Source organism: Lentzea sp. NPDC060358 (genome assembly GCF_042725365.1).
GTDB lineage: Bacteria > Actinomycetota > Actinomycetes > Mycobacteriales > Pseudonocardiaceae > Lentzea.
In genome coordinates, this window is sequence record NZ_JBHXCW010000116.1 from 1 (window position 1) to 23,753 (window position 23,753).

At 71.2% G+C, this 23,753-nt stretch carries 24 protein-coding genes; 16 read left to right on the forward strand and 8 right to left on the reverse strand.

Features of this window, described 5'->3' with window-relative positions; all coding sequences use genetic code 11:
• Positions 1-50: 50 nt before the first annotated feature.
• On the reverse strand, positions 51-1,361 hold the full coding sequence (locus ACFWGZ_RS23455) for an aldehyde dehydrogenase family protein (protein WP_382453700.1): 1,311 nt from the start codon (positions 1,359-1,361) through the stop codon (positions 51-53).
• Positions 1,358-2,641 (reverse strand): 4-aminobutyrate--2-oxoglutarate transaminase, encoded by a 1,284-nt coding sequence (gene gabT / locus ACFWGZ_RS23460; protein ID WP_382453701.1) that lies wholly within the window; start codon positions 2,639-2,641, stop codon positions 1,358-1,360. The genes ACFWGZ_RS23455 and gabT overlap by 4 nt, the downstream gene beginning before the upstream one ends.
• An 81-nt stretch (positions 2,642-2,722) precedes the next feature.
• Here gabT and ACFWGZ_RS23465 point away from each other — a divergent pair, with 81 nt between their 5' ends.
• Positions 2,723-3,982, forward strand: a complete 1,260-nt coding sequence (locus ACFWGZ_RS23465) for a PucR family transcriptional regulator (protein ID WP_382453702.1) — start codon at positions 2,723-2,725, stop codon at positions 3,980-3,982.
• Here the strand turns inward: ACFWGZ_RS23465 and ACFWGZ_RS23470 are convergent.
• Together ACFWGZ_RS23470 and ACFWGZ_RS23475 are read right to left on the reverse strand one after the other, a co-directional pair.
• Positions 3,956-4,756: an intradiol ring-cleavage dioxygenase gene (locus ACFWGZ_RS23470; protein WP_382453703.1), complete on the reverse strand. Its 801-nt coding sequence runs from the start codon at positions 4,754-4,756 to the stop codon at positions 3,956-3,958. The two genes, ACFWGZ_RS23465 and ACFWGZ_RS23470, sit on opposite strands and share 27 nt — an antisense overlap.
• Positions 4,757-5,140: 384 nt before the next feature.
• Complete coding sequence (locus ACFWGZ_RS23475; protein WP_382453704.1) at positions 5,141-5,449, reverse strand: helix-turn-helix transcriptional regulator; 309 nt, start codon at positions 5,447-5,449, stop codon at positions 5,141-5,143.
• 255 nt (positions 5,450-5,704) lie between these two features.
• Between ACFWGZ_RS23475 and ACFWGZ_RS23480 the strand changes: the two genes are divergently transcribed.
• From ACFWGZ_RS23480 to ACFWGZ_RS23495, 4 genes are all read left to right on the forward strand, one after another.
• Positions 5,705-6,097 (forward strand): nuclear transport factor 2 family protein, encoded by a 393-nt coding sequence (locus tag ACFWGZ_RS23480; RefSeq protein WP_382453705.1) that lies wholly within the window; start codon positions 5,705-5,707, stop codon positions 6,095-6,097.
• Between the two features lie 20 nt (positions 6,098-6,117).
• Positions 6,118-6,711: a ScbR family autoregulator-binding transcription factor gene (locus ACFWGZ_RS23485; RefSeq protein ID WP_382453706.1), complete on the forward strand. Its 594-nt coding sequence runs from the start codon at positions 6,118-6,120 to the stop codon at positions 6,709-6,711.
• 117 nt (positions 6,712-6,828) lie between these two features.
• Positions 6,829-8,043 (forward strand): ATP-grasp domain-containing protein, encoded by a 1,215-nt coding sequence (locus tag ACFWGZ_RS23490; RefSeq protein WP_382453723.1) that lies wholly within the window; start codon positions 6,829-6,831, stop codon positions 8,041-8,043.
• A 71-nt stretch (positions 8,044-8,114) separates the two neighbouring features.
• Positions 8,115-9,389 carry a serine/threonine-protein kinase gene (locus tag ACFWGZ_RS23495; protein ID WP_382453707.1) on the forward strand — a complete coding sequence of 425 codons (1,275 nt, stop codon included), beginning with the start codon at positions 8,115-8,117 and terminating at the stop codon, positions 9,387-9,389.
• A 6-nt stretch (positions 9,390-9,395) separates the two neighbouring features.
• Here ACFWGZ_RS23495 and ACFWGZ_RS23500 read toward each other — a convergent pair whose 3' ends face one another.
• From ACFWGZ_RS23500 to ACFWGZ_RS23510, 3 genes are all read right to left on the reverse strand, one after another.
• The gene (locus tag ACFWGZ_RS23500; RefSeq protein ID WP_382453708.1) at positions 9,396-10,061 is read right to left on the reverse strand and encodes an HAD family hydrolase; all 666 of its coding nucleotides are present in this window, start codon (positions 10,059-10,061) and stop codon (positions 9,396-9,398) included.
• Positions 10,062-10,083: 22 nt separating this feature from the next.
• On the reverse strand, positions 10,084-11,370 hold the full coding sequence (locus ACFWGZ_RS23505; RefSeq protein ID WP_382453709.1) for a wax ester/triacylglycerol synthase domain-containing protein: 1,287 nt from the start codon (positions 11,368-11,370) through the stop codon (positions 10,084-10,086).
• A 61-nt stretch (positions 11,371-11,431) separates the two neighbouring features.
• The gene (locus ACFWGZ_RS23510; RefSeq protein WP_382453710.1) at positions 11,432-12,328 is read right to left on the reverse strand and encodes an anti-sigma factor RsbA family regulatory protein; all 897 of its coding nucleotides are present in this window, start codon (positions 12,326-12,328) and stop codon (positions 11,432-11,434) included.
• Between the two features lie 183 nt (positions 12,329-12,511).
• Here ACFWGZ_RS23510 and ACFWGZ_RS23515 point away from each other — a divergent pair, with 183 nt between their 5' ends.
• From ACFWGZ_RS23515 to ACFWGZ_RS23530, 4 genes are all read left to right on the forward strand, one after another.
• Positions 12,512-13,255, forward strand: coding sequence for an alpha/beta fold hydrolase (locus ACFWGZ_RS23515; RefSeq protein ID WP_382453711.1), 744 nt, complete (start codon positions 12,512-12,514; stop codon positions 13,253-13,255).
• An 88-nt stretch (positions 13,256-13,343) separates the two neighbouring features.
• Positions 13,344-13,754, forward strand: a complete 411-nt coding sequence (locus ACFWGZ_RS23520; protein WP_382453712.1) for a Dabb family protein — start codon at positions 13,344-13,346, stop codon at positions 13,752-13,754.
• A 7-nt stretch (positions 13,755-13,761) separates the two neighbouring features.
• Positions 13,762-14,202 carry an SRPBCC family protein gene (locus tag ACFWGZ_RS23525; RefSeq protein ID WP_382453713.1) on the forward strand — a complete coding sequence of 147 codons (441 nt, stop codon included), beginning with the start codon at positions 13,762-13,764 and terminating at the stop codon, positions 14,200-14,202.
• Positions 14,202-15,071, forward strand: a complete 870-nt coding sequence (locus ACFWGZ_RS23530) for an oxygenase MpaB family protein (protein ID WP_382453714.1) — start codon at positions 14,202-14,204, stop codon at positions 15,069-15,071. The genes ACFWGZ_RS23525 and ACFWGZ_RS23530 overlap by 1 nt, the downstream gene beginning before the upstream one ends.
• Here the strand turns inward: ACFWGZ_RS23530 and ACFWGZ_RS23535 are convergent.
• Positions 15,068-15,607, reverse strand: a complete 540-nt coding sequence (locus tag ACFWGZ_RS23535; protein WP_382453715.1) for an MOSC domain-containing protein — start codon at positions 15,605-15,607, stop codon at positions 15,068-15,070. The two genes, ACFWGZ_RS23530 and ACFWGZ_RS23535, sit on opposite strands and share 4 nt — an antisense overlap.
• Positions 15,608-15,880: 273 nt before the next feature.
• Between ACFWGZ_RS23535 and ACFWGZ_RS23540 the strand changes: the two genes are divergently transcribed.
• The 7 genes from ACFWGZ_RS23540 (at position 15,881) to ACFWGZ_RS23570 (ending at position 23,590) form a co-directional block, all read left to right on the forward strand.
• Positions 15,881-16,876 (forward strand): LacI family DNA-binding transcriptional regulator, encoded by a 996-nt coding sequence (locus ACFWGZ_RS23540; RefSeq protein ID WP_382453716.1) that lies wholly within the window; start codon positions 15,881-15,883, stop codon positions 16,874-16,876.
• Positions 16,877-16,982: 106 nt separating this feature from the next.
• Positions 16,983-18,626 (forward strand): ABC transporter substrate-binding protein, encoded by a 1,644-nt coding sequence (locus ACFWGZ_RS23545; RefSeq protein WP_382453717.1) that lies wholly within the window; start codon positions 16,983-16,985, stop codon positions 18,624-18,626.
• Positions 18,626-19,531: an ABC transporter ATP-binding protein gene (locus ACFWGZ_RS23550; RefSeq protein WP_382453718.1), complete on the forward strand. Its 906-nt coding sequence runs from the start codon at positions 18,626-18,628 to the stop codon at positions 19,529-19,531. The genes ACFWGZ_RS23545 and ACFWGZ_RS23550 overlap by 1 nt, the downstream gene beginning before the upstream one ends.
• Positions 19,528-20,508, forward strand: coding sequence for an ABC transporter permease (locus ACFWGZ_RS23555; protein WP_382453719.1), 981 nt, complete (start codon positions 19,528-19,530; stop codon positions 20,506-20,508). Before ACFWGZ_RS23550 ends, ACFWGZ_RS23555 begins: the two co-directional genes overlap by 4 nt.
• Positions 20,509-20,515: 7 nt before the next feature.
• A complete protein-coding gene (locus tag ACFWGZ_RS23560) occupies positions 20,516-21,334 on the forward strand; it encodes an ABC transporter permease (protein WP_382453720.1) in 819 nt (272 codons plus the stop codon).
• Positions 21,331-22,287, forward strand: coding sequence for an ABC transporter ATP-binding protein (locus ACFWGZ_RS23565; RefSeq protein ID WP_382453721.1), 957 nt, complete (start codon positions 21,331-21,333; stop codon positions 22,285-22,287). Before ACFWGZ_RS23560 ends, ACFWGZ_RS23565 begins: the two co-directional genes overlap by 4 nt.
• Positions 22,280-23,590 carry a GH1 family beta-glucosidase gene (locus ACFWGZ_RS23570; protein WP_382453722.1) on the forward strand — a complete coding sequence of 437 codons (1,311 nt, stop codon included), beginning with the start codon at positions 22,280-22,282 and terminating at the stop codon, positions 23,588-23,590. The genes ACFWGZ_RS23565 and ACFWGZ_RS23570 overlap by 8 nt, the downstream gene beginning before the upstream one ends.
• Positions 23,591-23,753: the final 163 nt, after the last annotated feature.

The window sequence follows — 23,753 nt, forward strand, 5'->3', positions numbered from 1 at the left end:
GTGTCCGCACGCTCCGCGGCGTGACGGGGCCGGTGGCGCCGGGCGGCGGCTCAGAGCTCCAGGCCGGTCAGCACCAGCACGCGGGGTTCGGTGAGGTCCTCCATCGCCGCGCGCAGGCCCTCGCGGCCGGTGCCGGACTCCTTGACCCCGCCGTAGGGCATCTGGTCCGCGCGGAAGCTCGGGACGTCGCCGACGACCACGCCGCCGACCTGGAGTCGTTGCGCCGCGCGGAAAGCCAGCCGCACGTCGGTGGTGAACAGGCCCGCCTGCAGGCCGTAGCGGGAGGAGTTGACGCGGTCGAACGCCTCCTCGACGCTCCCGACCTGGGCCAGCGTGACGACCGGGCCGAAGACCTCCTCCGCGTTGACCTTGGCGTCCTCCGGCACGTCCGCGAGCACCGTGGGCGCGTAGGTGCGGCCGTCGCGGGTGCCGCCGGTGAGCACCTGCCCGCCGGCCTCCCGCACCCACTCCTCGACGCGGCCGGCGGCGGCGTCGTTGATCAGCGGACCGACGTCGGCGGCCACGTCGAGCTGGTTCACGTGCCGCACCACGGCTTCCGAGACCGCGTCGTGGAGGTCGGCGTGCACGTAGACGCGCTGCACCGAGATGCAGGACTGGCCCGCCTGGTACATCGCGAAGGTGGCGATGCGCTGCGCGGCGAACTCGACGTCCTGCCAGTCGGGGGCGACGATGACGGCCGCGTTGCCGCCCAGTTCGAGCGTGACGTGCTTGCGCGGCACGCGTTCCCTGATGCCCCAGCCGACCGGGCCGGACCCGGTGAACGAGACCACCGGCAGGCGGGGGTCCTCGACGAGCGCCGCGGTGTCCTCGTTGGACAGGTGCAGCACCGCCCACGCCCCCTCGGGCAGGTCGGTCTCCGCGAGCAGGTCGCCGAGCAGGAACGCGACCCGCGGCGTGGCGGGCGCGGGCTTGAGCACGATCGGCGCGCCGACCGCGATCGCCGGGGCCACCTTGTGCGCCACCAGGTTCAGCGGGAAGTTGAACGGCGCGATGCCGAGCACCGGTCCGCGCGGGACCCGGCGCACGAGCGCGAGGCGGCCCTCCGCGGACGGGTCGGTGTCGAGGCGCTGCAGCTCACCGGAGAACCGGCGGGCCTCCTCGGCGGCCCAGCGGAACGTGGAGATCGCGCGGGTGACCTCGACGCGCGCCCACCTGGGCGGCTTACCGGAGTCGTCGGTGATGGCCCGCGCGAACTCCTCGGCCCGTTCGGCCAGGCGCCGGGACACGTGGTCCAGGGCGCCGGCACGGCGGTGGGCCGGCAGCGCGGCGAGCTCGGGGGCGACGGCGGCGGCCCGGGCGACCGCCGTCTCGACGTCGTGAGCGGTGTGGAAGTCGGTCATGCGAGCAGAGCTCCTTCGAGCACGTCGAGGCCTTCGGCGAGCAGGTCGGCCGGGATGACCAGCGGGGGCAGCAGACGGATCACGTTGCCGTAGGTACCGCACGTCAGCACGACGACACCCTGTTCGTGGCATGTCTTCGCGACGCGTGCGGCGACGTCGGGCGTGCGTTCGGTGAACTCGATCGCGAGCATCGCACCGCGGCCGCGGACGTCGGCGATGGCGCCGGTCTTCTCCGCGACGGTCCCGAACCGGCCGAGCACCGTCTTCTCGATGCGGCGCGCGGCCGCGTTCAGGTCGCGGTCGTGCATCGTGCGGATGGCGCCCAGCGCCGCCGCGCACGCCACCGGGTTGCCGCCGTAGGTGCCGCCGAGCCCACCGGCGTGCACGGCGTCCATGATCTCGGCGCGCCCGGTCACGGCCGCGAGCGGCAGCCCGCCCGCGATGCCCTTGGCGGTGGTGACGAGGTCCGGCACCACGTCCTCGTGGTCGCAGGCGAACCAGGACCCGGTGCGGCAGAAGCCCGTCTGGATCTCGTCGGCGACGAGCAGCACGCCGTGCTCGCGGCACCACCGGGCCAGAGCGGGCAGGAAGCCCCCGGCGGGGACGATGACCCCGCCCTCGCCCTGGATCGGCTCGATCACGACGGCGGCGGTGGTGCCGGCGCCGGTCTGCCGCTCGATCGCGCTGATCGTGCGCTGGGCGGCCTCGGCGCCGGTGAGGCCGTCGTGCAGGGGGTACGACGTCGGCACGCGGTGGACCTCGGGCGCGAACGGGCCGAACCGGTGCTTGTACGGCATGGTCTTGGCGGTCAGCGCCATCGTGAGGTTGGTCCGGCCGTGGTAGCCGTGGTCGACCACCACGACGGCCTGCCGGCCCGTCACGTGCCGGGCGATCTTGACGGCGTTCTCGACGGCCTCCGCGCCGGAGTTGAGCAGCACCGACCGCTTCTCGTGGGAACCGGGGGCGAGCGCGTTCAGCTCCTCGCAGACCTCGAGGTAGCTCTCGTACGGCGTGACCATGAAGCAGGTGTGGCTGAACCGGTCGATCTGGGCGTGCACCGCCTCCGCCACGGCGGGCGCGGGGTTGCCGGTTCCGGTGACGGCGATGCCGGAGGCGAGGTCGACGAGCTGGTTGCCGTCGACGTCGACCAGCAGGCCGTCGCCGGCGGAGGCGACGTAGACGGGCAGCGTCGAACGGACGCCGGCGGCGACGGCGCCCTCGCGCCGCGCCTGGAGTTCCAGCGACCGGGGCCCGGGGATCGCGGTGCGCAGTCGGGTCATGTCCCGAGCATGGTCCCGGTGAGTCCGGTGCGCAGTGCCTGAAATGGCGATCCGCGGGGCGGCGGAGGTACAAAGTGGCACATGCCCATCACGCTGCACGACCTCTCCCGCTCGCTGGGGCTGCCGGTGCTGGCGGGCGACGTGTCGCGGCCGGTCGGGTGGGTGCACGGCACCGAGCTCGCGGACCCCACGCCGTTCCTGGAGGGCGGTGAGCTGCTGCTGACGACCGGCCTGGCCGACGTGGGCGGCGAGTACGTCGCACGGCTGGTGCGCGCCGGGGTGGTGGGGCTCGGCTTCGGCACGGGCCTCGGCCACGACCTGGTGCCGTCCGCGCTGGTCCGGGCGGCGGACGAGGCAGGCCTGGGGCTCGTGGAGGTGCCGCGCGGGGTGCCGTTCATCGCGATCAGCAAGGCGGTGTCGAAGGCGCTCGCCGCGGACGAGTACGCCGCGGTCGTGCGCACCGGTGAGGCCCAGCGCGCCCTCACCAGGGCCGCGGTCAGGGCGGGGGCCGGTGCGGTGGTGCGCGGGCTCGGCCAGTGGATCGACGGGTGGGCGGTGCTCTTCGACGCGGCGGGCGTGGCCGTGCACGCCCACAACGCGCGGCTCGTCCCGGACCTGTCGGCCGAGCTCGCCCGGCTGACGGGCACGGGCGGTCTCGCCAGCGCGGCGTTCGAGGCCGGCGGCGGGCAGGTGTTCCTCCAGGTGCTCGGCAGCCGGGCGCGGGGAGTCCTCGCGGTCGGCGCCGCCCGGTTCGAGCCGGGCATCGTCAACACCGCCGCGTCGTTGCTGACCCTCGCGCTCGCCCGCACCGACGCCGTGGACGCCGCGCACCGCGAGCTGAGGTCGGGCCAGTTCCGCTTGCTGCTGAACGGGTTCCCGGTCGACGGGCTGCCCGCGCGGTTCCGCGTGCACCTCGTCGCGGAACCGCCCTCCGACGGCTTCTGGGCCGAGCACGACGGCGACGTCGTCGTGCTGGCGGAGGAAGCAGGCGGGTTCTCCTCGTCCGAAGTGGACGCTTCCGGGGTCGCCCGCGGCTACCGCGAGGCGCGGCAGGCGCGCCGGGCGGGCGTCCGCCGGTTCGAGGACCTCGCCGGGAACGTGCCGCTGCCCGACGGGTTCGCCGAGGCCGTCCTGCGGCCGCTCGACGCGGAAACCCGCGCCACGCTGCGGATCTGGCTCGCGCACCACGGCGCGTGGGACCCGGCCGCGGCGGAGCTGGGCGTGCACCGGCACACGGTGCGCAACCGCGTGCGCAAGGCCGGGCAGGCGCTCGGCCGGTCGCTCGACTCGCCCGGTGTGCGCGCGGAGCTGTGGCTAGCCCTGCACCGCGAAGGTCAGTGAGGCGGTGTAGCCGGAGCCGGTGCTGCCGGACATCGTCGCCATCTGGTGGTCGACGCCGTCGCGGAACACCATGTCCTGCTCGAGAGACGTCCGCCCCATGTTCCGCACGCTCTGCGTGTACCCGGTGGTGCCGTAGACCTCCTTGCACGTGGTCTCCGGCAGCGCGAGCTGCGAGGTCGTGATCTTGTTGCCCGCCCTGGTCGCCTCGCCGAGGCCGGGGTAGACCTCGAAGTGGATGTGCGGCCAGCGCCCCGCGTACGCGCCGGGGAAGACGCTGACGAACCCGAGCTTGCCGGAGGAGTCGGCCTCCTGGACGCCGCGCAGGAAGTTCTCGGTCTTCACGCGGTCCGAGTACATCGAGTAGTCGCCGTTGATGTCGCAGTGCCACAGGTAGACCGCGGCGCCCGCGAAGGGCGTGCCGTCCTCCTTCTGCACGGTCAGGTCGATCGTGAGCCGGACGCCCTCGGCCGTGCGGGTCGAGGAACCGAAGCTGGACCGGATGTCCGAGCGCACGATCCCGCTCTGCGTGAGCGCGTTCGGGCCGTTCGAGCCGTCGCCGGGGTAGGGGCCGGCGGTCTCCTCGGGGATCGCCGCGAGCGCCTGGCCCGCGGTCGCGGACGTGCCGGTCGTGGTGCTCGGGTTCGCGGCGGTCGGCGTGGTCGGAGCGCAGGCCACGAGCGTGAGGCCGGCGCCGCCGAGCAGCGTCAACGCCCGCCGGCGCCCGAGCAGCGTGGCGAGGTCGAACTGGAGGCCGCGGTCGTGGTTGTCCGTCATGGGGACAAGCGTGGGGCCGTTTCCTGTGAGACGCCTGTGGAGAAGCTGTCACGGCGATAGCAGGCGTCCGGCCGCGAATTCCCCGCCACGGAAACGCCGGCGCGGCGGCCGTTTTCACCCGGTACCGGAATGGGCCGGGCGACACCGGGCGAGTTGTGATCGAAGTCTCTTCCGGAACGTCACGGAGTATTCACCGGGAGGCCGGGCTCCGTTGGTGTGGTGCCGCCGATGTGCGGATTCGGGCGGTGGTGCGCCCGAAGTGCTGGACAATGGATTAATTCGCCGCCGATGGAGATTTGTTCAGGGGAAGGGCGGCGCTCGCGAGGGATTGTCGAGCGCCGCCCTCCCGCGGGCGGGCAGACCCTGCCGTCTGTCCGCGCTCCGCTATCGGGAACCGGTCTGCGTCGTGGTCCTGCGGCACCGGCGTTCGACCACCGCCGCCTGGTCGACCTCGGCGTGCGGCACGTGCAGCGCCGCACTGATCCAGGCACGCCAGTAAGGGCCGGGAATGCGTTTTCCGCGTTCCCAGCGCGACACCTCTTCACGGGTGATGCTGTCGTTCTGTGAGATCTCGCACAACAGGTCCGCGAGTGCGCGCTGGGTGAGGCCCTGTTCTCGCCGGGCCCGGGGAATCAGGGCGGTAATCGGCGGGACGTCCTGGTGCTCGCGGGCTCCGGGGGCTGCCTTGAGCACAGTTCTGCTCCGTTTCGGTGAGAGGGCGGGTGTGCCGTCCAGCCTGCCGCAAAGCCGCGGTCATCGGGCCGTGCATTGCGGTGATACCGGCGGTCGTTGAAAGTTCAGCCACCGCCGGAATCACTTGATCGGTTGTTCGGTGGAACAGAGCTGGTCCGATGGGGTGTGCGGACTCGGTTTTCCCGAGCTTGATCTAGTGTGATCTCGCCGGTTCGTTGTGCCGCAGCAATGACCGGGATCAGAAGGTGGGAAAAAATGTTCTCGACGGTCGAGTTGGTGCAGGTGTTCCTGGCACGCCTCGCGGCCCAGGACGCACCCGGCATCGCGCGGCTGTGCGCGCCGTCCGTGGAATGGGAGGCGCCCGACCCGACCGGGGCCAGGTGGTCGGCCGGCCCGCGCACCCGGCGCGAGGTCGAGTCGTGGTTCCTGACGCTGTTCGCCACGTTCGACCTGGAGCAGCTCTCGGCCCGCCAGGTGGTCGTCGACGGGACGGACGCGGCCGTGATCGGCTCCGCCCGCTGGCGGGTCCGCGCGACCGGGGACGCCGTGGAGGCCCGGTTCGCGGCGGTGATCTCGGTGCACCTGGGGGAGATCGAGCAGTACTGGCACCTGCCGGACACCCTGGCCGTGGCGCGGGCCGCGGCATGAGCCCGAGCCGTGGGAATGCGGTGCACACGCGGGCGAGACTGCTGCGCGCCGCCGCCGAGGTGTTCGACCGCGACGGCTTCGCCCGGTCCAGCCTCACCTCCGTGTGCGCTCGTGCCGAGGTGTCAAAAGGCGCGCTGTACTGCCACTTCCGCTCCAAGGAGGCGCTCGGCGTCGCGATCGTCGAGGAGCAGTCGCTGCTGTGGCACCGGCTGCGCGACGAGCAGCTCGCGGTCGAGACCTCGCCGGCGCAGGCGCTGATCTCGATGTCGTTCGCGTTCGTCGACCGGCTCGACACCGACCTCACCGTGCGGGTGAGCGCGAAGCTGTTGCGGGAGGCGGTGTTCTTCGACGTCGTGGCGGCGGCGCAGGTGATCGGCTGGGTCGCCGTGGTGCGCGACCTGCTGACGCTCGCGCGCGAGCGCGGCGAGCTGCTGCCGGAGGTGAACGTGCGGCACGCGGCCGAGCAGGTCGTCGCGGAGCTGCTCGGGCTGCAGTTCGTCGCCAGGGCGCTGACCGGCGGTGCCGACCTGCGCACCCGGCTGGGCCGGACGTGGCGGGCGTCGGCCGCGAGCCTGCTCACCGCTCCCGTCCGCGACCGGCTGCGGTTCGAGTGACGGTCGTCTCGACCCAATCGAGACAGGAATGGCTGGTCACGCCCGTGCTGTTGACGTCTCTCATCCGGCGGGGGCTTGACCATCAGGAGGACAGCGGTGTCCGGTCGCAGCATTGTCGTGGTGGATCCGTACTCGGCGGGCAAGGGCATCGCGCCCGCGTTCGCGGCCCGGGGTGTCGGGGCCGTGGCGGTGCTGACGACCACCACACCCCCCAGCTGGCTCAGCAGGGTGTGGGACCCGGACGACTTCTCCGAGGTGCACACCTCCGGCGACCTGGACGAGCTGGCGGCGAAGCTGGCCGTGCACGACCCGATCGCCGTCGTCGCGGGTGCTGGCACCGGCACCGAGACCGCGGAGGCGCTGTCCGAGCTGCTCCTGCCCGGCAGGTCGAACGTCCTCGCGCTCTCGTCCGCGCGCCGCGACCGGTGGCAGCGCGACGTGGCGTTGCGCGCCGCCGAGGTGCCCCACCTGCGCCAGCTCGGCTCGGAGTCACCCGGCGAGGTGGCGGCGTGGCTGCGCCGCGAGGGGCTGGAGAACTCGCCGATCGTGCTGAAGCCGCAGCACAGCGGCGACACCGACGACGTGTTCGTCGCCATGCCCGGCGAGGACTGGCGCACCAGCTTCAACCGGGTGCGCGCGGTCAACGACACCTGCTTCCGCACCGACCGGGTGCTCGTCCGCGAGCTCGCCGTGGGCACCGAGTACGAGGTCGACACCTACTCGGTCGACGGGGAGCACGGCGTCGCGGCGGTCTGGCGCTGTGCCAAGGAAGGCCGCGACGACGGGCTCGGCATCTTCCGCTCCCACACGCTCGTGGCGCCGTCCGACCCGGTGGTCGACGTGCTCTTCGGCTACGTGGCACGGGTGCTCGACGCGACCGGCGTGCGCAACGGCCCCGCGCATGCCGAGGTGGTGCTCACGCCGGACGGCCCGCGGCTGGTCGAGATCGGCGCGCGGCTGGCCGGCGCGGAGCAGCAGGAGCTCACGGTGCTCGGCACCGGCGAAAGCCAGATCACCCGCATGGTGCGCCACCACGTCGACGGGGAGAAGGCGGCAGGCCGGTACGAGCGGCACCAGCACGTGAGGTCGGTGTACCTCGCCTCGCCCGCGGCGGGCGAGCTCGCCAACTCGGTCCGCTTTGACGAGCTGGCCTCACTTTTGCCCAGTTACCAGCGCGACGTGCTGCCGTACCGCGAGGGCTCGATGGTGCCCCGCACCGACGACCTGCGCACGTCGCTGGGACACGTGGTGCTGGCGACGACCGACGCTGAGCAGCTGGAACGCGACGAGGCCACCGTGCGGGAGATCGAGGCGGGGCTCATCGTCGTGTGATCTTCACGCCGGTGCCGGGTGGCACACGTTCCGCGGGACCCGTTAGGTTGCTGCGCGACGAGCGGAGGCCCATGAGCGAACCCTGGGACGGCGACCTGACCGGTGCGGTGATCGACGACCGCTTCGTGATCGGTTCACTCCTCGGGTCCGGTGGGATGGCGGAGGTCTACAGAGCCTACGACCGCGCGACCACGTCCTCCGTGGCGATCAAGATCTTCTCGGGCCCCGGCCTCCCGGACGACGAGCTGCGCCTGCAGCGCGAGGCCACCATGCTCGCCTCCCTCGACTGCCCCGGCATCATCGAGGTCTACGAGTCCGGCACGCTCTCGCGCCGCCCGTACTTCGTGATGCGCGAGATCACCGGCGGCACGCTGCGCCAGCGCATGTCCGAGCCCCTGCCGCCCCGTTTCGTGGCGCGCATCGGCGGCCAGATCGCCGCGGTGCTGGACCACGTGCACGGCCTGGGCGTCGTCCACCGCGACATCAAGCCGTCGAACATCCTGCTGGAAGACGCGGAGAAGCAGGCCTACCTGGCCGACTTCGGCCTGGCCCTGGTCGCCGAGGTGACCCGCGTGACCACCTCCGGCATCCTCGTCGGCACCGCCGGCTACCTCTCGCCGGAACAGGTCAGGGGGTCCGACGTCGGCCCGGCCGCCGACGTCTACGCGCTCGGCCTGGTCCTGCTGGAGTGCCTGACGGGCCGCGTCGAGTACCCCGGCGGCGACGCCGAGGCGGCCCTCGCGCGCCTGGCCCGCCCGCCGCGCATCCCCGTGGACCTGCCACCGGCGTGGGTGTCGCTGCTGGCCGCCATGACCGACACGGACCCGGCGCGCCGTCCCACCGCCGCCCAGTGCGCGCGGTCGCTGGACGCGGCCTTCGAAGCCAGCCGCGGCCTGCCCGCCCTGCTGCCGGACGCGGCGGTCTCCGCCCCGGAGGTGCCGAAGCAACGGCGGGGCAAGCGTTTGGCGATCGGCGCGGCGGCGGTGGCGGCCACCGCGGTGGCCGTGGCGGTCGCGAACTTCGGCGGCGGCACCGAGGCTCCCGCGGCGGACCAGAAAGCTCCCGGTGGCCGCACCCAGGTGGTTACCGTGTCCGCGTCCACGATCACGGTCGTGCAGACGCCCGGCGCCCCGGACGGCACCGGACCCGGCGCACCGGACGCGCCGGGGGCGCCGCAGCCGGGTGTCGTCGTGACGACCGGCGTCGCGCCGCCGACCACCGGTGCCCCGGCGGACGGCACCGCCGACGCACCCGTGGTGACGACGACGCAGAAGAAGGACAAGGAGAAGAAGAACAAGAAGTCGTCGGAGGCGCCGACCTCGGCGACCGCCCAGCCCCAGCCCTGAGTCCGCTCAGGCGCCGGGTTCGGTCGCCGCGGCGAACGGCAGGTCGTTCAGCTCCGCCCGCAGCCGGTCGAGGTCCGGGTACACCGCCGACGCCCCGCGGCCGAGCAGCTCGTCCTCGCCGAACCCGCCGGTGAGCAGGCCGATCGACGGCAGCCCCGCCCGGCCGGCCGCCTCGCAGTCCCACACCGAGTCGCCGATGACGACCGCACGGGTGGCGTTCGCCTTCTCGAGCGCCACCTGGATCAGGTCAGGTTCCGGCTTGCTGCCGTCCACGTCGTCGGACGACGTCCAGGCGATGTCGCCGGGGTCGAGCAGGTCCAGGTAGTGCTCGATGTGCTTGCGCTTGCCCGAACTCGCGAGCACGACGTCGAGACCGAGGTCGGTGGCCGCGCGGATGAGCCGGTGCGCGCCCTCGAACGGCTGGATCTCGTCCAGCACCTCGTCGAAGCGGCGCTCCCAGGCGTCGCGCAGCTCGTCGCCGTGCGACCGCTCCACCAGGTCCCCGGCCACGGCGGCCACCAGCTTGTCGCCACCCATCCCGATGGACCGGTGCACCTTCCAGCCGGGCACGGTGATGCCCGCGCCGCGGAACGCCCGCAGCCACGCCACCGTGTGGTGGTAGTTGGTGTCGACCAGGGTGCCGTCCACGTCCAGGACCACGGTGTTGCTCATGAAACCAGGTGTGCCCGCGACCCTAGCGGGGCAAACCCACCAGCTCGCGGGTGTCCTGCAGGGCCGCGATCTCACGGCGCAGCACGCCGTCGAGCCACTGCGCGTCGGACATCCACGACTGGTTCGTGTTCAGGCAGACGTGCACGGACGAGCGGTACACCGACAGCGCGATGCCCACCGCGTGGCCGGGTGCGACCGGCGCCACCGGGTACATCTCGCACAGCGCGGCGCCGTCCAGGGACAGCGGCACCGACGGCAGCGGCACGGACGTCACGAGCGTGTCGAACAGCAACGGCGCGCAGCGGCCCATGACCGGGGCGGCGAGGCGGTGCACCAGCGGGGGCACGCGGTCGGCCAGCAGCGGCAGGGCGCCCGCGCCGCGGTCGGGGCCGGCGGCCTTGGCCGACTCCATCTGCGACCGGACGTCGCGCAGGCGGTCCACCGGGTCGGGGAGACCGACCGGCAGGGACACCAGGAAGCCGGAGATCTGGTTGCCGGAACCGCCGCCGGAGCGTGAACGCTGGTTCACCGGGATCAGCGCCCGCACGACCGACGACGGGCCCGCGCTGCCGTGCGCGGAAAGCCAGTGGCGCAACGCACCCGTCACGAGGGCCAGCAGCACGTCGTTGACCGTGCCGCCGTGCGCGCGCCGGATCCGGTGCACGTCCGCGAGGTCCAGGCGCGACATCACCACGCGGCGTGGCCGGGTGGACGCGGTGAGCACCGGCGAGTTCAGCGTCGGCGGGCGGGTGTTCATCAGCACCGACGAGGCGATGTCGAGGGTGTCCCTGATCCCGCGCAGCGACGGGAGGACCGGCCGCGAGACCGGTGCCGGAGCGTCCGGAACGGACAGCCGGGAGGCGTCGAAGAGCCGCAGCCCCAGGCCGACGGCCTTCATGCCGTCGCACAGCGAGTGGTGCAGCTTCGCGACCACGGCGAACCGCCCGCCCGCGAGACCCGTGACGACGTGCAGCTCCCACGGCGGCCGCGCGAGGTCGAGCGGCTGCGCCATGAGGTGGGAAACCAGTGCGGCGAAACGATCACGGCCGCGGACGTGGTGCGTGAAGACGTGGTCCTCCGGCGCGAAGCCGGGGTCCTCCACCCAGCGCGCACCGCCCAGCAACGACGTGCGGGCGCGCCGGCGCAGGCCGGGGATCTCCTGCGCCCGTTCGCACAGCACGGCGGCGATGCGGGCCGGGTGCACCGGAGTGGACGGTGCGAAGGTCGCGACCGCGCCGAGGTGCAACGGGTTCGCGTTGCCCTCCATGGCGAGGAAGGCGATGTCGAGGGGGGAGAGGTGGTCCGTCATAGGTGAGCAAGGAAAACAGTTCCCCGTGTCGTGCGCATTGCGATGAGATGGCGGCGACTCCCTACCGCCCCAAGTACACTCGAACGGTGGTACCGCTGTGACTCGTGTGGGTGCGAACCAGGTCACACAGCAGGTTCACCATCACGATCCCGAAGCCGGACAGACCGGTGAACGAGGGTGGGAAACCCTCGCCGGAGTCGCTCACCTCGCAGACCGCCGTACCGCCTTCGCGCCACAACCGCAGCACCCCGCGGCCGGACGCGTGCAGGATGCTGTTCGTCGCCAGCTCGTTCACCGCGAGCACCAGGTCCTCCACCTGCTCGCGGCGCAGCCAGTGCGCGTGGGCCGCCACGATCCGGCGCAGGCGCGCGAGCGTGCCGACGGAGAACGCGTGCTCCTGCGCCGTGGCGGGCGGCGGGGGCAGCGGCACGTTGTAGATCCCGGCCAGCCCGGACGGCTCGGTGTACCACTCGCTCGCCACGCGCCGCTCGCCGTCGATCACGACCGGGTGCGTGCGCCGCGCGTCCGCCAGCACGTGACCGGGCAGCGCCCCCGCGTCGTACGGGCAGAGGATGACGCCCGGCCGGCCCTCGAACGCCGTGTTGATCAACGCCTCGTGCTGCACGCACGCCGGGTACTCGAGTTCGGTGCGTCCCGGCCACACCGGCTCGCCGACCACCCGGAACCGGCGCCGCGTGCTCGAGCTGAACGCCATCAGCACGCCGGGGATGATCCGGCCGGGGTTGCGGCCCGCCTCGGTCATGTCGAGGAAGTGGACCTGGTCCGCCCGCTCGCCCAGCCGCGCGCGGAGCGGGCCGATGTTCGTCTCCGGCACCGCCACGAGCACCGGCTCACCGGTGTCCACGCCGTCCGCGACGAACCCCGCCGTGCCGGCGAGGAAGGCGTCGACGTCCCGGTAGAACAGGGCCTCGTGCGTGAACGGAGCAGCGGAGTTCATCGGCTTCCCGGTGCGGTCGGTGGCGGGGACGACCCTTCATTCTGCTCCCCGCAACGGTGTTTCGGCGGGGGCCTCGACGGTGGTCGCCGCGCGGTGTGCGCCAGACGGCGGAACTCGTCGTGCGGAAGGGAAAAACCCCGGGCAGACTCGCGGGTTGTCGGGGTCTCGCGAGGAGGTGACGCCGTGATCGGGCACTACACGCTGACCGGGCCGGAGGACGCGCCGGTGCTGGTGCTCGGCAACGCGCTCGGGACGACCACCGGCCTGTGGCGCGACTTCGCGCTCCCGTTCCGGCTGCTGCGCTTCGACCACCGCGGCCACGGCCGCAGCGCGCCCGTCGAGGGACCGTGCGCGATCGAGGACCTGGCGAACGACGTCGTGGACCTCCTGGACCACCTGGAACTGGACCGGGTGCACTACTGCGGTGTGTCGCTCGGCGGCATGGTCGGCATGTGGCTGGCCGCGCACACCGACCGGATCTCGCGGCTCGCGCTGATGTGCACCACGGCCTGGTACCCGGACAAGTCGGTGTGGGACGAGCGGATCGAGGTGCTGCGCTCGCGGGGGATGGACCCGATCGCGGACTCGGTCGTGGCGCGCTGGTTCACTCCGGCGTTTCCCGCGGACGTCGTCGCGCGCTTCCGCGCCGACCTGCTGCGGGTCGACGTGCCGTCGTACGTGGCGTGCTGCGAGGCCATCAGGGACATGGACCTGAGGCCGGACCTCGCGAAGATCGACGTGCCGGCCGTGGTGATCGCCGCGGCGCAGGACCAGGCGACGCCGCCGGAGCTCGCCCGGCAGATCGCCGACGAGCTGCCGGACGCGGAGCTCTACGTGGTGGGGGACGTGGCGCACCTGGCCGTCGTGGAGGCGCCGCGGACGATCTCGGTGATCCTCGACGACCACTTCGGCAACGACCGGCCCTGAGCGGGTCCCGCATCTAGGCAACCACTGCCGACGCGACCGCGCCGCGCGTTCGCGCACCATCGGAGGCACCTGACCGAAGGAGCTGACGATGATCTACCACGGCAACCGCATCAAGATCAAAGAGGGCCTCGAGCCCGCGACGATCGAGGCCGCGCTGGAGGTCCTGCACGAGCAGGGCCGGACCATCCCGTCGGTGAAGTGGTTCACCGTCGGCCGCGAGCACGGCAGCGAGTACGACTGGAGCGCGATCTTCGCCTTCGAGGACCTCGACGGCTACTGGGAGTACCTCGGCCACCCGGCGCACGTCCGGTCCGAACGGATCGGCCTGCCGCTGATGGAGAAGTTCGAGTCCTTCGACATCAGCGACGACCCGGACCCCGAGCTGGGCGCGAAGATCGCCGACCTGCAGAGGCGCCACCTCGCCGCCGACCCGCAGCTCGCGAAGCTGCTCGGCGACCTGCCCGAGCACGTGGGCAGCAGCGCCGTGGCGCACGACTGACCGGGCCGTGGACCCCAACCACTACCGCTTCGACCTCTCCTGGGAGATCGGCCGCGCGGGAGAAGAGGTCTACGACGTCCTGACCGATCTCGAGGCCTACCCGCGGTGGTGGCCGGACTACCGCGAGGTCCGGCGGGTCGACGCGGACACCGTGGCCGTCGTGCTCCGGTCGTCCCTGCCGTACACGTTGCGGCTCACCAACCGGTTCCTGACCCGCGACCGGGAACGGGGGCACTTCCGCCTCGCGCTCGGCGGTGACATCGCCGGCTGGATCGACTTCGCCCTGACCGGCACGTCGGTCCGCATCACCCAGGACTGCACCGCGGAGAAGCGGTTGCTGCGCGTGTTCGCCCCCGTCGCCCGGCGCGCGTTCGCGCACAACCACGCGCTGACGATGCGGCGCGGGCACCGCGGTCTGTCCGAACTGCTCGCGGGGGAGCGCCGCTGATGGCGGTGCCCCACCGGCCGCTGGGACCGGACTCGCTGACCTGGCGGTACTTCGGGGACTGGCGCAACGTCCTCGTCGTCCTGTGGGCCGGGTCGATGCAGAACATGCACCCCGGACTGGGCATCGGGGTCGAGCAGCACTCGCAGTTCTTCGGCGAGCGGTGGAAGCGGGTGTTCCGCTCGTTCTACCCGATCCTCGGCGTGGTGTACGACGGGGAGTCCGCGCACCGGACCGCGGTCCGGGTGCGCGGCTTCCACAACGGGATCCGGGGCGTCGACCACTCCGGCCGCGGCTACCACGCCCTCGCTCCGGAGGTCTTCTACTGGGCGCACGCCGTGTTCTTCATGACCATGATCCGGTTCGGCGACCGGTTCCTGGGCGGTGTGCCGGAAGCCGCCCGGCGGCAGCTGTTCGCCGAGCACGTCCAGTGGTACCGGCTCTACGGGATGACCATGCGGCCCGTGCCCGGCTCGTGGGAGGAGTTCCAGTCCTATTGGGACAGGACGTGCTCGGAGGTGCTGGAGGACAACAGGGCCACCCGTGACGTGCTGGACCTGACGGACCTGCCGAGGCCCGCCTTCCTGCGCGCAGTGCCGCACTCGCTGTGGCGGCCGCTGCGGTTCCTCGTCGCGCGGTCGTTCACGTGGCTGACCGTCGGCCTGTACGACCCGGTGGTCCGGGAAAGGCTCGGCCTGCGCTGGAGCCGGCTCGACGACCGCGCGCACCGGGCGTTGGGATCGGTGGTGCACCTGGTCTTCCGGCTGCTCCCGCACGACCGGCGGTTCCACCCGCGGGCGCGCGCCGGCTGGCGCCGCTCCCGCGGTGCGGACGTCGCTGCGGTGGAAAGCCCGGCCAGGAACCTGGACTAGACCGGCACCAGAGCCGTGTGCGGCTCGGCCGGCAGCTCCACGCCGATCTCGTCGCCGGGCCGCACGACACCGCCCGCCACCACGACCGACATGATCCCCGCGAGCCGCACCAGGTCGCCGTCCGGTCCGCGGAAGACGACCTCCTTGAGCAGCCCGTGGGAGAAGGCGTCGATCTGCGCGCACGGGTTGCGCAGCCCCGTCACCTCGACCACGGCTTCGGAACCCAGGCTCAGCAGCGTTCCCGTCGGCAGGCCGAGCAGGTCGACACCGCGGGTGGTGACGTTCTCGCCGATCTGGCCGGGCTCGACGACGTAGCCCTTGTCCCGCAGCTCGTCGAACAGCTCGGCGTGGATCAGGTGCACCTGGCGCAGGTTCGGTGCCGTCGGGTCCTTCGCGACGCGCGACCGGTGCTTCACCGTGACGCCCTGGTGGACGTCGCCCTCGACCCCCAGTCCGGCGAGCAGCGTGATGCTCTCGCGCGCGGGTTTGGTGAACGTGTACTCCTCGTTGCGGCTGACCGCGGTGACAACCCCCATGACCGTTGATTCTGCCGAACTGAGACGCGCGGATCACTACTCCGCGCGGAGCAACGCCACTGCGGACGTGGAATCGATCAAGGTGCCGTCGGACGTCCCGGTTTCCCGCGTCCGAACGGTCCTCACCTGCGGTGATGGCAGCGGTTGTGGAAACGCTCTCACGAAGTTCCGGCAAGAGTCTTGACGAATGCCGACGGCAGGCTGTTGACTCCGTCACACCTCAGCGGAACCGGTACCGAAACCGGTTCCAGAGGCGGCGGAAGGAAGTTCGGCATGCGTGTCACGATCGCAGAGGTCGCCCAACGCGCCCAGGTGTCCAAAGCGACCGTGTCACGTGTGCTGAACGGCAAGCCGGACGTCGACGCCTCCACCGCGCAGCGCGTCCGCAAGGTCATCGACGAGATCGGGTACGTGCCCAGCGCCCGTGCCGTCGGTCTCGCCAGGGGGCGCACCCGGACCGTCGCGATGCTCGCGCCGTCGCTCACGTGGCCGTGGATGGGCGAGGTCCTGCAGGGCATCGTCGACGAGCTCGAGGCCGACGGGTACGGGTTGCTGCTCTACACCCTGAACCGCGGGCCGGAGTCGCTCAACCAGTTCGCGAACCACGTGTCCGCCAACGCCTTCGACGGGCTGCTCGTGGTCGAGCCGCCGGACGCCCTGCACTACATCTCCACGCTCTACCGGGCGGGACTGCCGGTCGTCATGATCGACGACCGCGGCTCGCACCCGGAGTTCCCCTCGGTGACGACGACGAACCGGCAGGGAGGCGCCGACGTCGCGAGGCACCTCGTCGCGGCGGGGCGTCGCAGGTTCGCCGTCGTCACCGGCCCTCCGACGTTCGGGTGCACGCGGGCGCGGCTCGACGGGTTCCGCCTCGCGCTGGCGGAAGCGGGCCTGACGCTGCACCCGGACCTCGTGGTCGACGGCGACTTCACCCAGGAGGGCGGGGAGGTGGCGGTCGACAAGCTCATCGCCAGTGGTATCCCGTTCGACGCCGTGTTCGCGCAGAACGACATCTCCGCCGTCGGTGTGCTGCGTGCGCTGCGCGAGGCCGGCCGGACCGTCCCCGGTGACGTGTCCGTGGTCGGCTTCGACGACGTCCCGGTCGCGGGACAGACCGAACCCCGGCTGACGACGATCCGCCAGCCGGCGCAGGAGATGGGCGCCGCCGCCGCGCGGATGCTGCTCTCCACGCTCGAGGGACAGCCGATGCCCGACCACCCGCTGGTGCTGCCGACCTCGTTGATCGTGCGCGAATCCGCGCCCTGACCCACCCACAACTCAACACGTTCCGGCCAGGCCGCACGCGGTCTGGCTAGTTCGCCGTCCGCATGAGAGAGCGCTCTCATGCTTCGTCGTGTCGGGAGACTCCCCCATGCGCAGAACAGTCATCGTCGCGTTAGCACTGGCGCTCGCGGCGACCGGATGCTCCTCTGGTGGTGCCACCAAGGCTTCCGGGGTGCTGACCGTGGGCATGCCCAACGGGCCGCTGACCGAGAACCACAACCCGTTCCTGCCCACGTCGGCCGCGGGTTCGCTCGGCTACCGCTACCAGATCTACGAGCCGCTGGCGTTCGTGAACAACACCCGTCCCGCCCAGGACCCGGTGCCGTGGCTCGCGACGAAGTGGGACTGGACGGACAACTACAAGAAGGTCACCTTCACGCTCCGGGAGAACGTGAAGTGGTCCGACGGCAAGCCGCTCACGGCCGCCGACGTCGCCTTCTCGTACGAGATCCTGAAGAAGTGGCCGGCGCTCAACAACCGCGACTCGCTCAAGGTCGAGACCGCGACGGCGACGCCGGACGGCAAGGTCGAGGTCACGTTCGCCTCGCCGCAGTTCGTGAACCGCAACAAGGTCATCAGCGCGATGGTGATCCCGCAGCACGTCTGGAGCACCGTCCCCGACCCGACGACCTACACGAACCCGAACCCGGTCGGCACCGGCCCGTACCAGCTCAAGTCGTTCACCTCGCAGACGGTGACGATCGCGCGGCGCGCCGAGTACTGGCAGGAGCTGCCCAAGGTCCCGGAGATCCAGTACACCTCGTACAACGACAACACGGCGCAGACGACGGCGCTGGCGTCGGGCGCGAGCCAGTGGTCGTACGTCTTCATCCCGGACTACCAGAAGCTGTACGTCGACAAGGACCCCGCGAACCACAAGCTCTGGTTCCCGGCCGGTCTCGGCATCCACGGCCTGTGGCTGAACACGACCGTCGCGCCGTTCGACAACGCCGCGCTGCGCGCCGCGATGAGCGACGTCATCGACCGCGAGGCGATCTTCGTCCGCGGTGAGGCCCGCCTGTTCCCGAAGCTCGAGTCGAAGACCGGCATGCCGTTGCCCGCCGGTGACTCCTTCCTCGCGCCGGAGTACAAGGACGCCAAGTTCAAGATCGACGTCGACGGTGCCAAGCAGAAGCTGACCGCCGCCGGCTTCAAGCTTGAGGGCGACGTGCTCAAGGCGCTCGACGGCAAGCCGGTCACGCTCGAGCTCACCAACCCGTCCGGCTGGTCGGACTACCTGACGGTGCTCGACATCATCAAGAGCGACCTGAAGAAGATCGGCATCGAGGCGACCGTGCGCACGCAGACCGCCGACGCGTGGACGACCGACTTCGCCAACGGCGCGTTCCAGGGCTCGCTGCGCTGGACCAACACCGGCGCGACGCCGTACGAGATGTACCAGAACATCATGGACTCGGCGGAGATCAAGCCGATCGGGCAGACCGCGGCGGTGAACTTCGGCCGCTACAACAACCCGGAGGCCACGGCGGCGCTGGCGGAGTACGCGAACGCCACCGACGACGCGGCGCGCGCCAAGAGCCTCGCCGTGCTGCAGAAGATCATGGTGGAGCAGGTGCCGATGATCCCGACGTCCGCGGGGCCGATCGGCGCGGAGTACAGCACGAAGAGCTGGGTCGGCTGGCCGACCGAGGAGGACCCGTACGGTCCGCCGCAGGCCACGCTGCCCAACGCCCTGCAGATCGTCATGAAGCTGAAGCCTGCGGGGTCGTAGTGAACGAGGTCGCGCTGGAAGCGAAAGGTCTGGTCAAGACCTACAAGCGCGTGCGCGCGGTGCAGGACGTCTCCCTCGTCCTGCGCCGCGGGCGCGTGACCGCCCTCGTCGGCGAATCGGGGTCCGGCAAGTCGACGGTGGCGAAGCTGCTGGCGCGACTGGTCGAGCCCACCTCGGGGGAGATCCTGCTCGACGGCGAACGGGTGCGGCGGGTCCGGGAGTACCGGCGCAAGGTCCAGATGGTGTTCCAGGACCCGTTCGCCTCGCTCAACCCGATCCACACGATCCGCTACCACCTGACCAGGCCGCTGAAGATCCACCAGCGGCCGGAGACGGTGGAGCAGCTGCTGGAGCGGGTGAACCTGCCCGCCGACTTCGCCTCGCGGTACCCGCACGAGCTGTCGGGCGGTCAGCGGCAGCGCGTCGCGATCGCCCGCGCGCTCGCGGCGCACCCCGAGGTGCTGCTCGCCGACGAACCGGTGTCCATGCTGGACGTCTCGATCCGGCTCGGCGTGCTGAACCTGTTGCTGGACCTCAAGGAACGGCTCAAGCTCGCGGTCCTCTACATCACCCACGACATCGCGTCGGCGCGCTACTTCGCCGACGAGACGTTCGTGATGTACGGCGGGCAGATCGTCGAGGGCGGCGACAGCGAGACCGTGACGCAGAAGCCCGCCCACCCCTACACGCAGCTGCTCATCGAGTCGGCGCCCGACCCGGAGCGGTCGGTCGTCGCGCTGGACGCGCCGCCGGAGGAGACCGCGCAGGTCTCGACCGGCTGCCGGTTCGCGCCGCGCTGCCCGAAGGTGCAGAGCCGGTGCTGGACCGAGGCGCCACCGCGCGTCGACGTCGACTCGTCGGGGCACTGGGCCGCGTGCTGGCTGTACGGGGAGGCGGCGGCATGACGTTCCTCCTGCGCCGTGCGCTGTTCTACTCGGTGACGCTGTGGGCGGCGATCACGGTGAACTTCCTGCTGCCGCGGCTGCTGCCCGGCGACCCGGTGCAGGCGATGATCACCAAACTGGGCGGCCGGCTGAACAGCGAGGCGATGGCGTCGCTGTACGTGCTGTTCGGGCTCGACGAGAAGAAGTCCATCTGGGCGCAGTACGTCGACTACTGGGCCGCGCTGCTGCGGGGCGACCTCGGGCTGTCGTTCACGTTCTTCCCGACACCGGTCGCGGACGTGCTGTCGCAGTCGTTGCCGTGGACGCTCGGGCTCGTCGGCGTCACCACGGTCATCGCGTTCCTGCTGGGCACCCTGCTGGGCGTCTACGCGGGGTGGAAGCGCGGGTCGTGGATGGACAACCTGATCCCGATGACGACGTTCCTGTCGTCGATCCCGTACTTCTGGCTCGGGCTGATCGCGATCTCGCTGTTCTCCGTGACGTGGCCGCTCTTCCCGGCGTCCGGCGGCTACGCGCCGGGGCTGGTGCCGGAGTTCACCGGCGAGTTCATCGGGAGCGTCCTGGAGCACGCCGTGTTGCCCGGCGTCACGATCGTCGTGAGCTCGGTGGCCGGCTGGATCCTCGGCATGCGCAACATGATGGTGACCGTGACGGCGGAGGACTACGTGCTCGTCGCCAAGGCCAAGGGCCTGACCCAGCGGCGGATCATGTTCGCCTACGCCGCGCGCAACGCCGTGCTGCCGTCGATCTCGGGGTTCGCGCTGTCGCTGGGCTTCATCGTCGGCGGCGCCCTGCTGGTCGAGATGGTGTTCTCCTACCCGGGCCTGGGCTACGTGCTGTTCCAGGGCATCGGCGCGAAGGACTACCCGCTGATGCAGGGCGTGTTCCTGGTGATCACACTGGCCGTGCTGGTGGCGAACCTGCTCGCGGACGTCGGGTACCTGCTGCTCGACCCGCGCACGCGGCGGGAGGGCTGAGACTCCGATGAACTTCAAGACGAAACTCGGCCTGGGCATCCTGGCCTTCTTCTCGCTGCTCGCCGTGATCGGCGAGTGGATCGCGCCCTACGACCCGTCCGCGATGGGCGACGACCTGCTGTCGCCGCCCTCGGGGACGCACTGGTTCGGCACGACCATGACCGGGCAGGACATCTTCTCCCAGGTGCTCGTCGGCACCAGGGGGGTGATGCTCGTCGGGCTGGTCTGCGGGGTGCTGGCGACGGTCCTGTCGATCCTCGTCGGGGTGACCGCCGGGTTCCTCGGCGGCGCGGCCGACGAGGCGTTGTCCATGCTGTCCAACGTCTTCCTGGTGATCCCGGCACTACCGCTGATCATCATCGTGGCGTCGATGCTGCCGTCGGCGGACACCGTCCTGATCGCGGCGGTGATCTCGCTGACCGCGTGGGCATGGGGTGCGCGCGTGTTGCGTGCGCAGACGATGTCGTTGCGGCGCAGGGACTTCGTGGAGGCGGCACGGGCGTCCGGCGAGTCGACGTGGCGCATCATCGTGTTCGAGGTGCTGCCCAACCTGATGGCGGTGATCGCCTCCGGCTTCGTCGGCACGGTGATCTTCGCGGTCATGCTGCAGATCACGCTGTCGTTCGTCGGCGTCATCTCGCTGTCGACCTGGAACTGGGGGACGATCCTGTTCTGGGCGCAGAGCAACCAGGCGCTCGGCCTGGGCGCGTGGTGGTGGTTCGTCCCCGCCGGCCTGTGCATCGCCCTGCTGGGCACGGCGCTGGCCCTGATCAACTTCGGGATCGACGAGTACGCGAATCCCCGCCTGCGGAAGGTGCGCGCATGAGCCCGGTGCTGGAGATCCGCGACCTCTCGGTCGACTACGGCACCCTGCGGGCCGTGCACGACGTCACCCTGACCCTGAACGCCGGCGAGGTGCTCGGGCTCGCGGGGGAGAGCGGCAGCGGCAAGTCGACGCTCGCCTACGCCGCGACCCGGCTGTTGCAACCGCCTGGGCACGTGCCGTCCGGTTCGGTGCTGTTCAAGGGCCAGGACCTGCTGTCGATCGACGAGAAGAAGCTCCAGGTCCTGCGGTGGAGCGAGATCGCCATCGTGTTCCAGGGAGCGATGAACGCCCTGAACCCGGTGATCTCGGTCGGCACGCAGATCGACGACGTGCTGCGCACCCACCGGCCCGCGATGTCGCGTGCCGAACGGGTCGCGCGCGGGCGTGAGCTGCTGTCGCTGGTGGGCATCCCGGCCGAACGGCTGTCCTCCTACCCGCACCAGTTGTCGGGCGGCATGCGGCAGCGCGTGATGATCGCGATGGCGCTGGCCCTGGAACCCGAGATCGTCATCATGGACGAGCCGACCACCGCGCTCGACGTGGTGGTCCAGCGGCAGATCCTCGGCCAGATGATGCGGCTGCGCGAGACCCTCGGGTTCTCGGTCATCTTCATCACGCACGACATCTCGCTGCTGGTCGAGTTCTCCGACCGCATCGCGATCATGTACGGCGGCCGGGTGGTGGAGGAGGCCCCGGCGTCCGAGATCTACCGGGCCGCCAAGCACCCGTACAGCCAGGGGCTGCTGTCGTCGTTCCCGGCGCTGCGAGGTCCGCGGCGGGAGCTGCGCGGCATCCCCGGCTCACCCCCGGACCTGCGGTCGATGCCGACCGGGTGCCCGTTCCACCCGCGGTGCCCGTCCGCGATGGACGTGTGCGGCGAGCGGATGCCCGCCCTGGAGACAGTGGAGGAGCAGCGCCGGGTGGCCTGCTGGTTGGAGGACGCGCGTGTCTGACGTGACTGCCGGACTGCCCGACGACTTCTTCTGGGGCGTCGCCACGTCCGCCTACCAGATCGAGGGCGCCTGGGACGAGGACGGCCGCGGACTGTCCATCTGGGACACCTTCGCGCGCCGCCCCGGCGCCGTCGTCAACGGCGAGAACGGTGACGTGGCTTGCGACCACTACCACCGGATGCCCGAGGACGTGTCGCTGATCGCCGGGCTCGGGGTGGACAAGTACCGGTTCTCGGTGTCGTGGCCGCGGGTGCAGCCCGGCGGTCGCGGACCGGTCAACCCACGCGGCATCGACTTCTACTCGCGGTTGGTCGACTCGTTGCTGGAGAAGGGCGTCGACCCCTGGCTGACGCTCTACCACTGGGACCTGCCGCAGGAGCTCGAGGACGCCGGCGGGTGGCCGTTGCGGGACACCGCCCACCGGTTCCAGGATTACGCCGGGTTGGTGCACGACGCGCTGGGGGACCGGGTGCCCACCTGGACCACCCTGAACGAGCCGTGGTGCTCCGCCGTGCTCGGGTACGAGACCGGACGGCACGCACCGGGGCGCACGTCCTTCGCCGAGGCCATGCGGGCCACCCACCACCTGCTGCTGGCTCATGGGCTCGCGGCTGGGGAGCTGCGGTCTCGCGGTGTCTCCTCGCTGGGCATCACCCTGAACATGGGGTCGCACACGGCTGCTTCCTCCGACCCCGGTGATGTGGACGCGGCCCGTCGGGCCGACGGGTTCGGCACCCGGATCTACCTGGATCCGTTGGTGCTCGGGCGTTACCCGGACGACGTGCTGGCCGATGTGGCTGCTCGCGGGGCATCGATTCCCGTGGCCGACGGGGACCTGGCTGTCATCTCCACGCCCTTGGACGTGGTCGGGGTGAACTACTACACGTCCCACGTCCACTCGGCCGGTGGGGTTGTCCCGACGGGGCGGCCGGTCACCGCCATGGACTGGGAGATCGTTCCCGAGGGGTTCACCTCGCTGCTGCTGCGGTTGCAGCGGGACTACTCGGTGCCGATGGTGATCACCGAGAACGGGGCCGCTTTCGACGACCGGCTGGTGGATGGGCTTGTCGAGGATGTTGATCGGGTTGCTTACCTCGCGTCGCACATTTCGGCTGTCGCCGCCGCTGTTCGGGGTGGGGCCGATGTCCGGGGGTACCTCGCCTGGTCGTTGATGGACAACTTCGAGTGGGGGTACGGGTATGGGAAGCGGTTCGGGCTGGTCTGGGTGGATTACGGCAGTCAGGAGCGGGTGTTGAAGCGGAGCGCTCGGTGGTATCGGGATTTGATCACTGGGGGGTTGTAGCGGGTTTTTTGAGGGCTGGAGGGTCGTCACCGGGCGGATGTGGCCGGGTGGGTGGTCACCGGGCGGGTGGTTGCCTTGCGGGGTGCGGCTGGGCGGGTGGTTGCCTTGCGGGCGGCCTGTTTCTGGTGCGTGCTTCCCCTCAGGGGCTCTGCCCCCGAACCCC

Bases quoted from the DNA above. Each gene is read 5' to 3' on its own strand.
- ACFWGZ_RS23495 (WP_382453707.1), top strand. From the start codon at position 8,115: ATGAGCGAACCCTGGGACGGCGACCTGACCGGTGCGGTGATCGACGAC.
- ACFWGZ_RS23500 (WP_382453708.1), bottom strand. From the start codon at position 10,061: ATGAGCAACACCGTGGTCCTGGACGTGGACGGCACCCTGGTCGACACC.
- ACFWGZ_RS23565 (WP_382453721.1), top strand. From the start codon at position 21,331: ATGAGCCCGGTGCTGGAGATCCGCGACCTCTCGGTCGACTACGGCACC.
- gabT (WP_382453701.1), bottom strand. From the start codon at position 2,641: ATGACCCGACTGCGCACCGCGATCCCCGGGCCCCGGTCGCTGGAACTC.
- ACFWGZ_RS23540 (WP_382453716.1), top strand. From the start codon at position 15,881: ATGCGTGTCACGATCGCAGAGGTCGCCCAACGCGCCCAGGTGTCCAAA.
- ACFWGZ_RS23455 (WP_382453700.1), bottom strand. From the start codon at position 1,361: ATGACCGACTTCCACACCGCTCACGACGTCGAGACGGCGGTCGCCCGG.
- ACFWGZ_RS23530 (WP_382453714.1), top strand. From the start codon at position 14,202: ATGGCGGTGCCCCACCGGCCGCTGGGACCGGACTCGCTGACCTGGCGG.
- ACFWGZ_RS23535 (WP_382453715.1), bottom strand. From the start codon at position 15,607: ATGGGGGTTGTCACCGCGGTCAGCCGCAACGAGGAGTACACGTTCACC.
- ACFWGZ_RS23510 (WP_382453710.1), bottom strand. From the start codon at position 12,328: ATGAACTCCGCTGCTCCGTTCACGCACGAGGCCCTGTTCTACCGGGAC.
- ACFWGZ_RS23470 (WP_382453703.1), bottom strand. From the start codon at position 4,756: ATGACGGACAACCACGACCGCGGCCTCCAGTTCGACCTCGCCACGCTG.
- ACFWGZ_RS23555 (WP_382453719.1), top strand. From the start codon at position 19,528: ATGACGTTCCTCCTGCGCCGTGCGCTGTTCTACTCGGTGACGCTGTGG.
- ACFWGZ_RS23480 (WP_382453705.1), top strand. From the start codon at position 5,705: ATGTTCTCGACGGTCGAGTTGGTGCAGGTGTTCCTGGCACGCCTCGCG.
- ACFWGZ_RS23545 (WP_382453717.1), top strand. From the start codon at position 16,983: ATGCGCAGAACAGTCATCGTCGCGTTAGCACTGGCGCTCGCGGCGACC.
- ACFWGZ_RS23465 (WP_382453702.1), top strand. From the start codon at position 2,723: ATGCCCATCACGCTGCACGACCTCTCCCGCTCGCTGGGGCTGCCGGTG.
- ACFWGZ_RS23505 (WP_382453709.1), bottom strand. From the start codon at position 11,370: ATGACGGACCACCTCTCCCCCCTCGACATCGCCTTCCTCGCCATGGAG.
- ACFWGZ_RS23560 (WP_382453720.1), top strand. From the start codon at position 20,516: ATGAACTTCAAGACGAAACTCGGCCTGGGCATCCTGGCCTTCTTCTCG.
- ACFWGZ_RS23520 (WP_382453712.1), top strand. From the start codon at position 13,344: ATGATCTACCACGGCAACCGCATCAAGATCAAAGAGGGCCTCGAGCCC.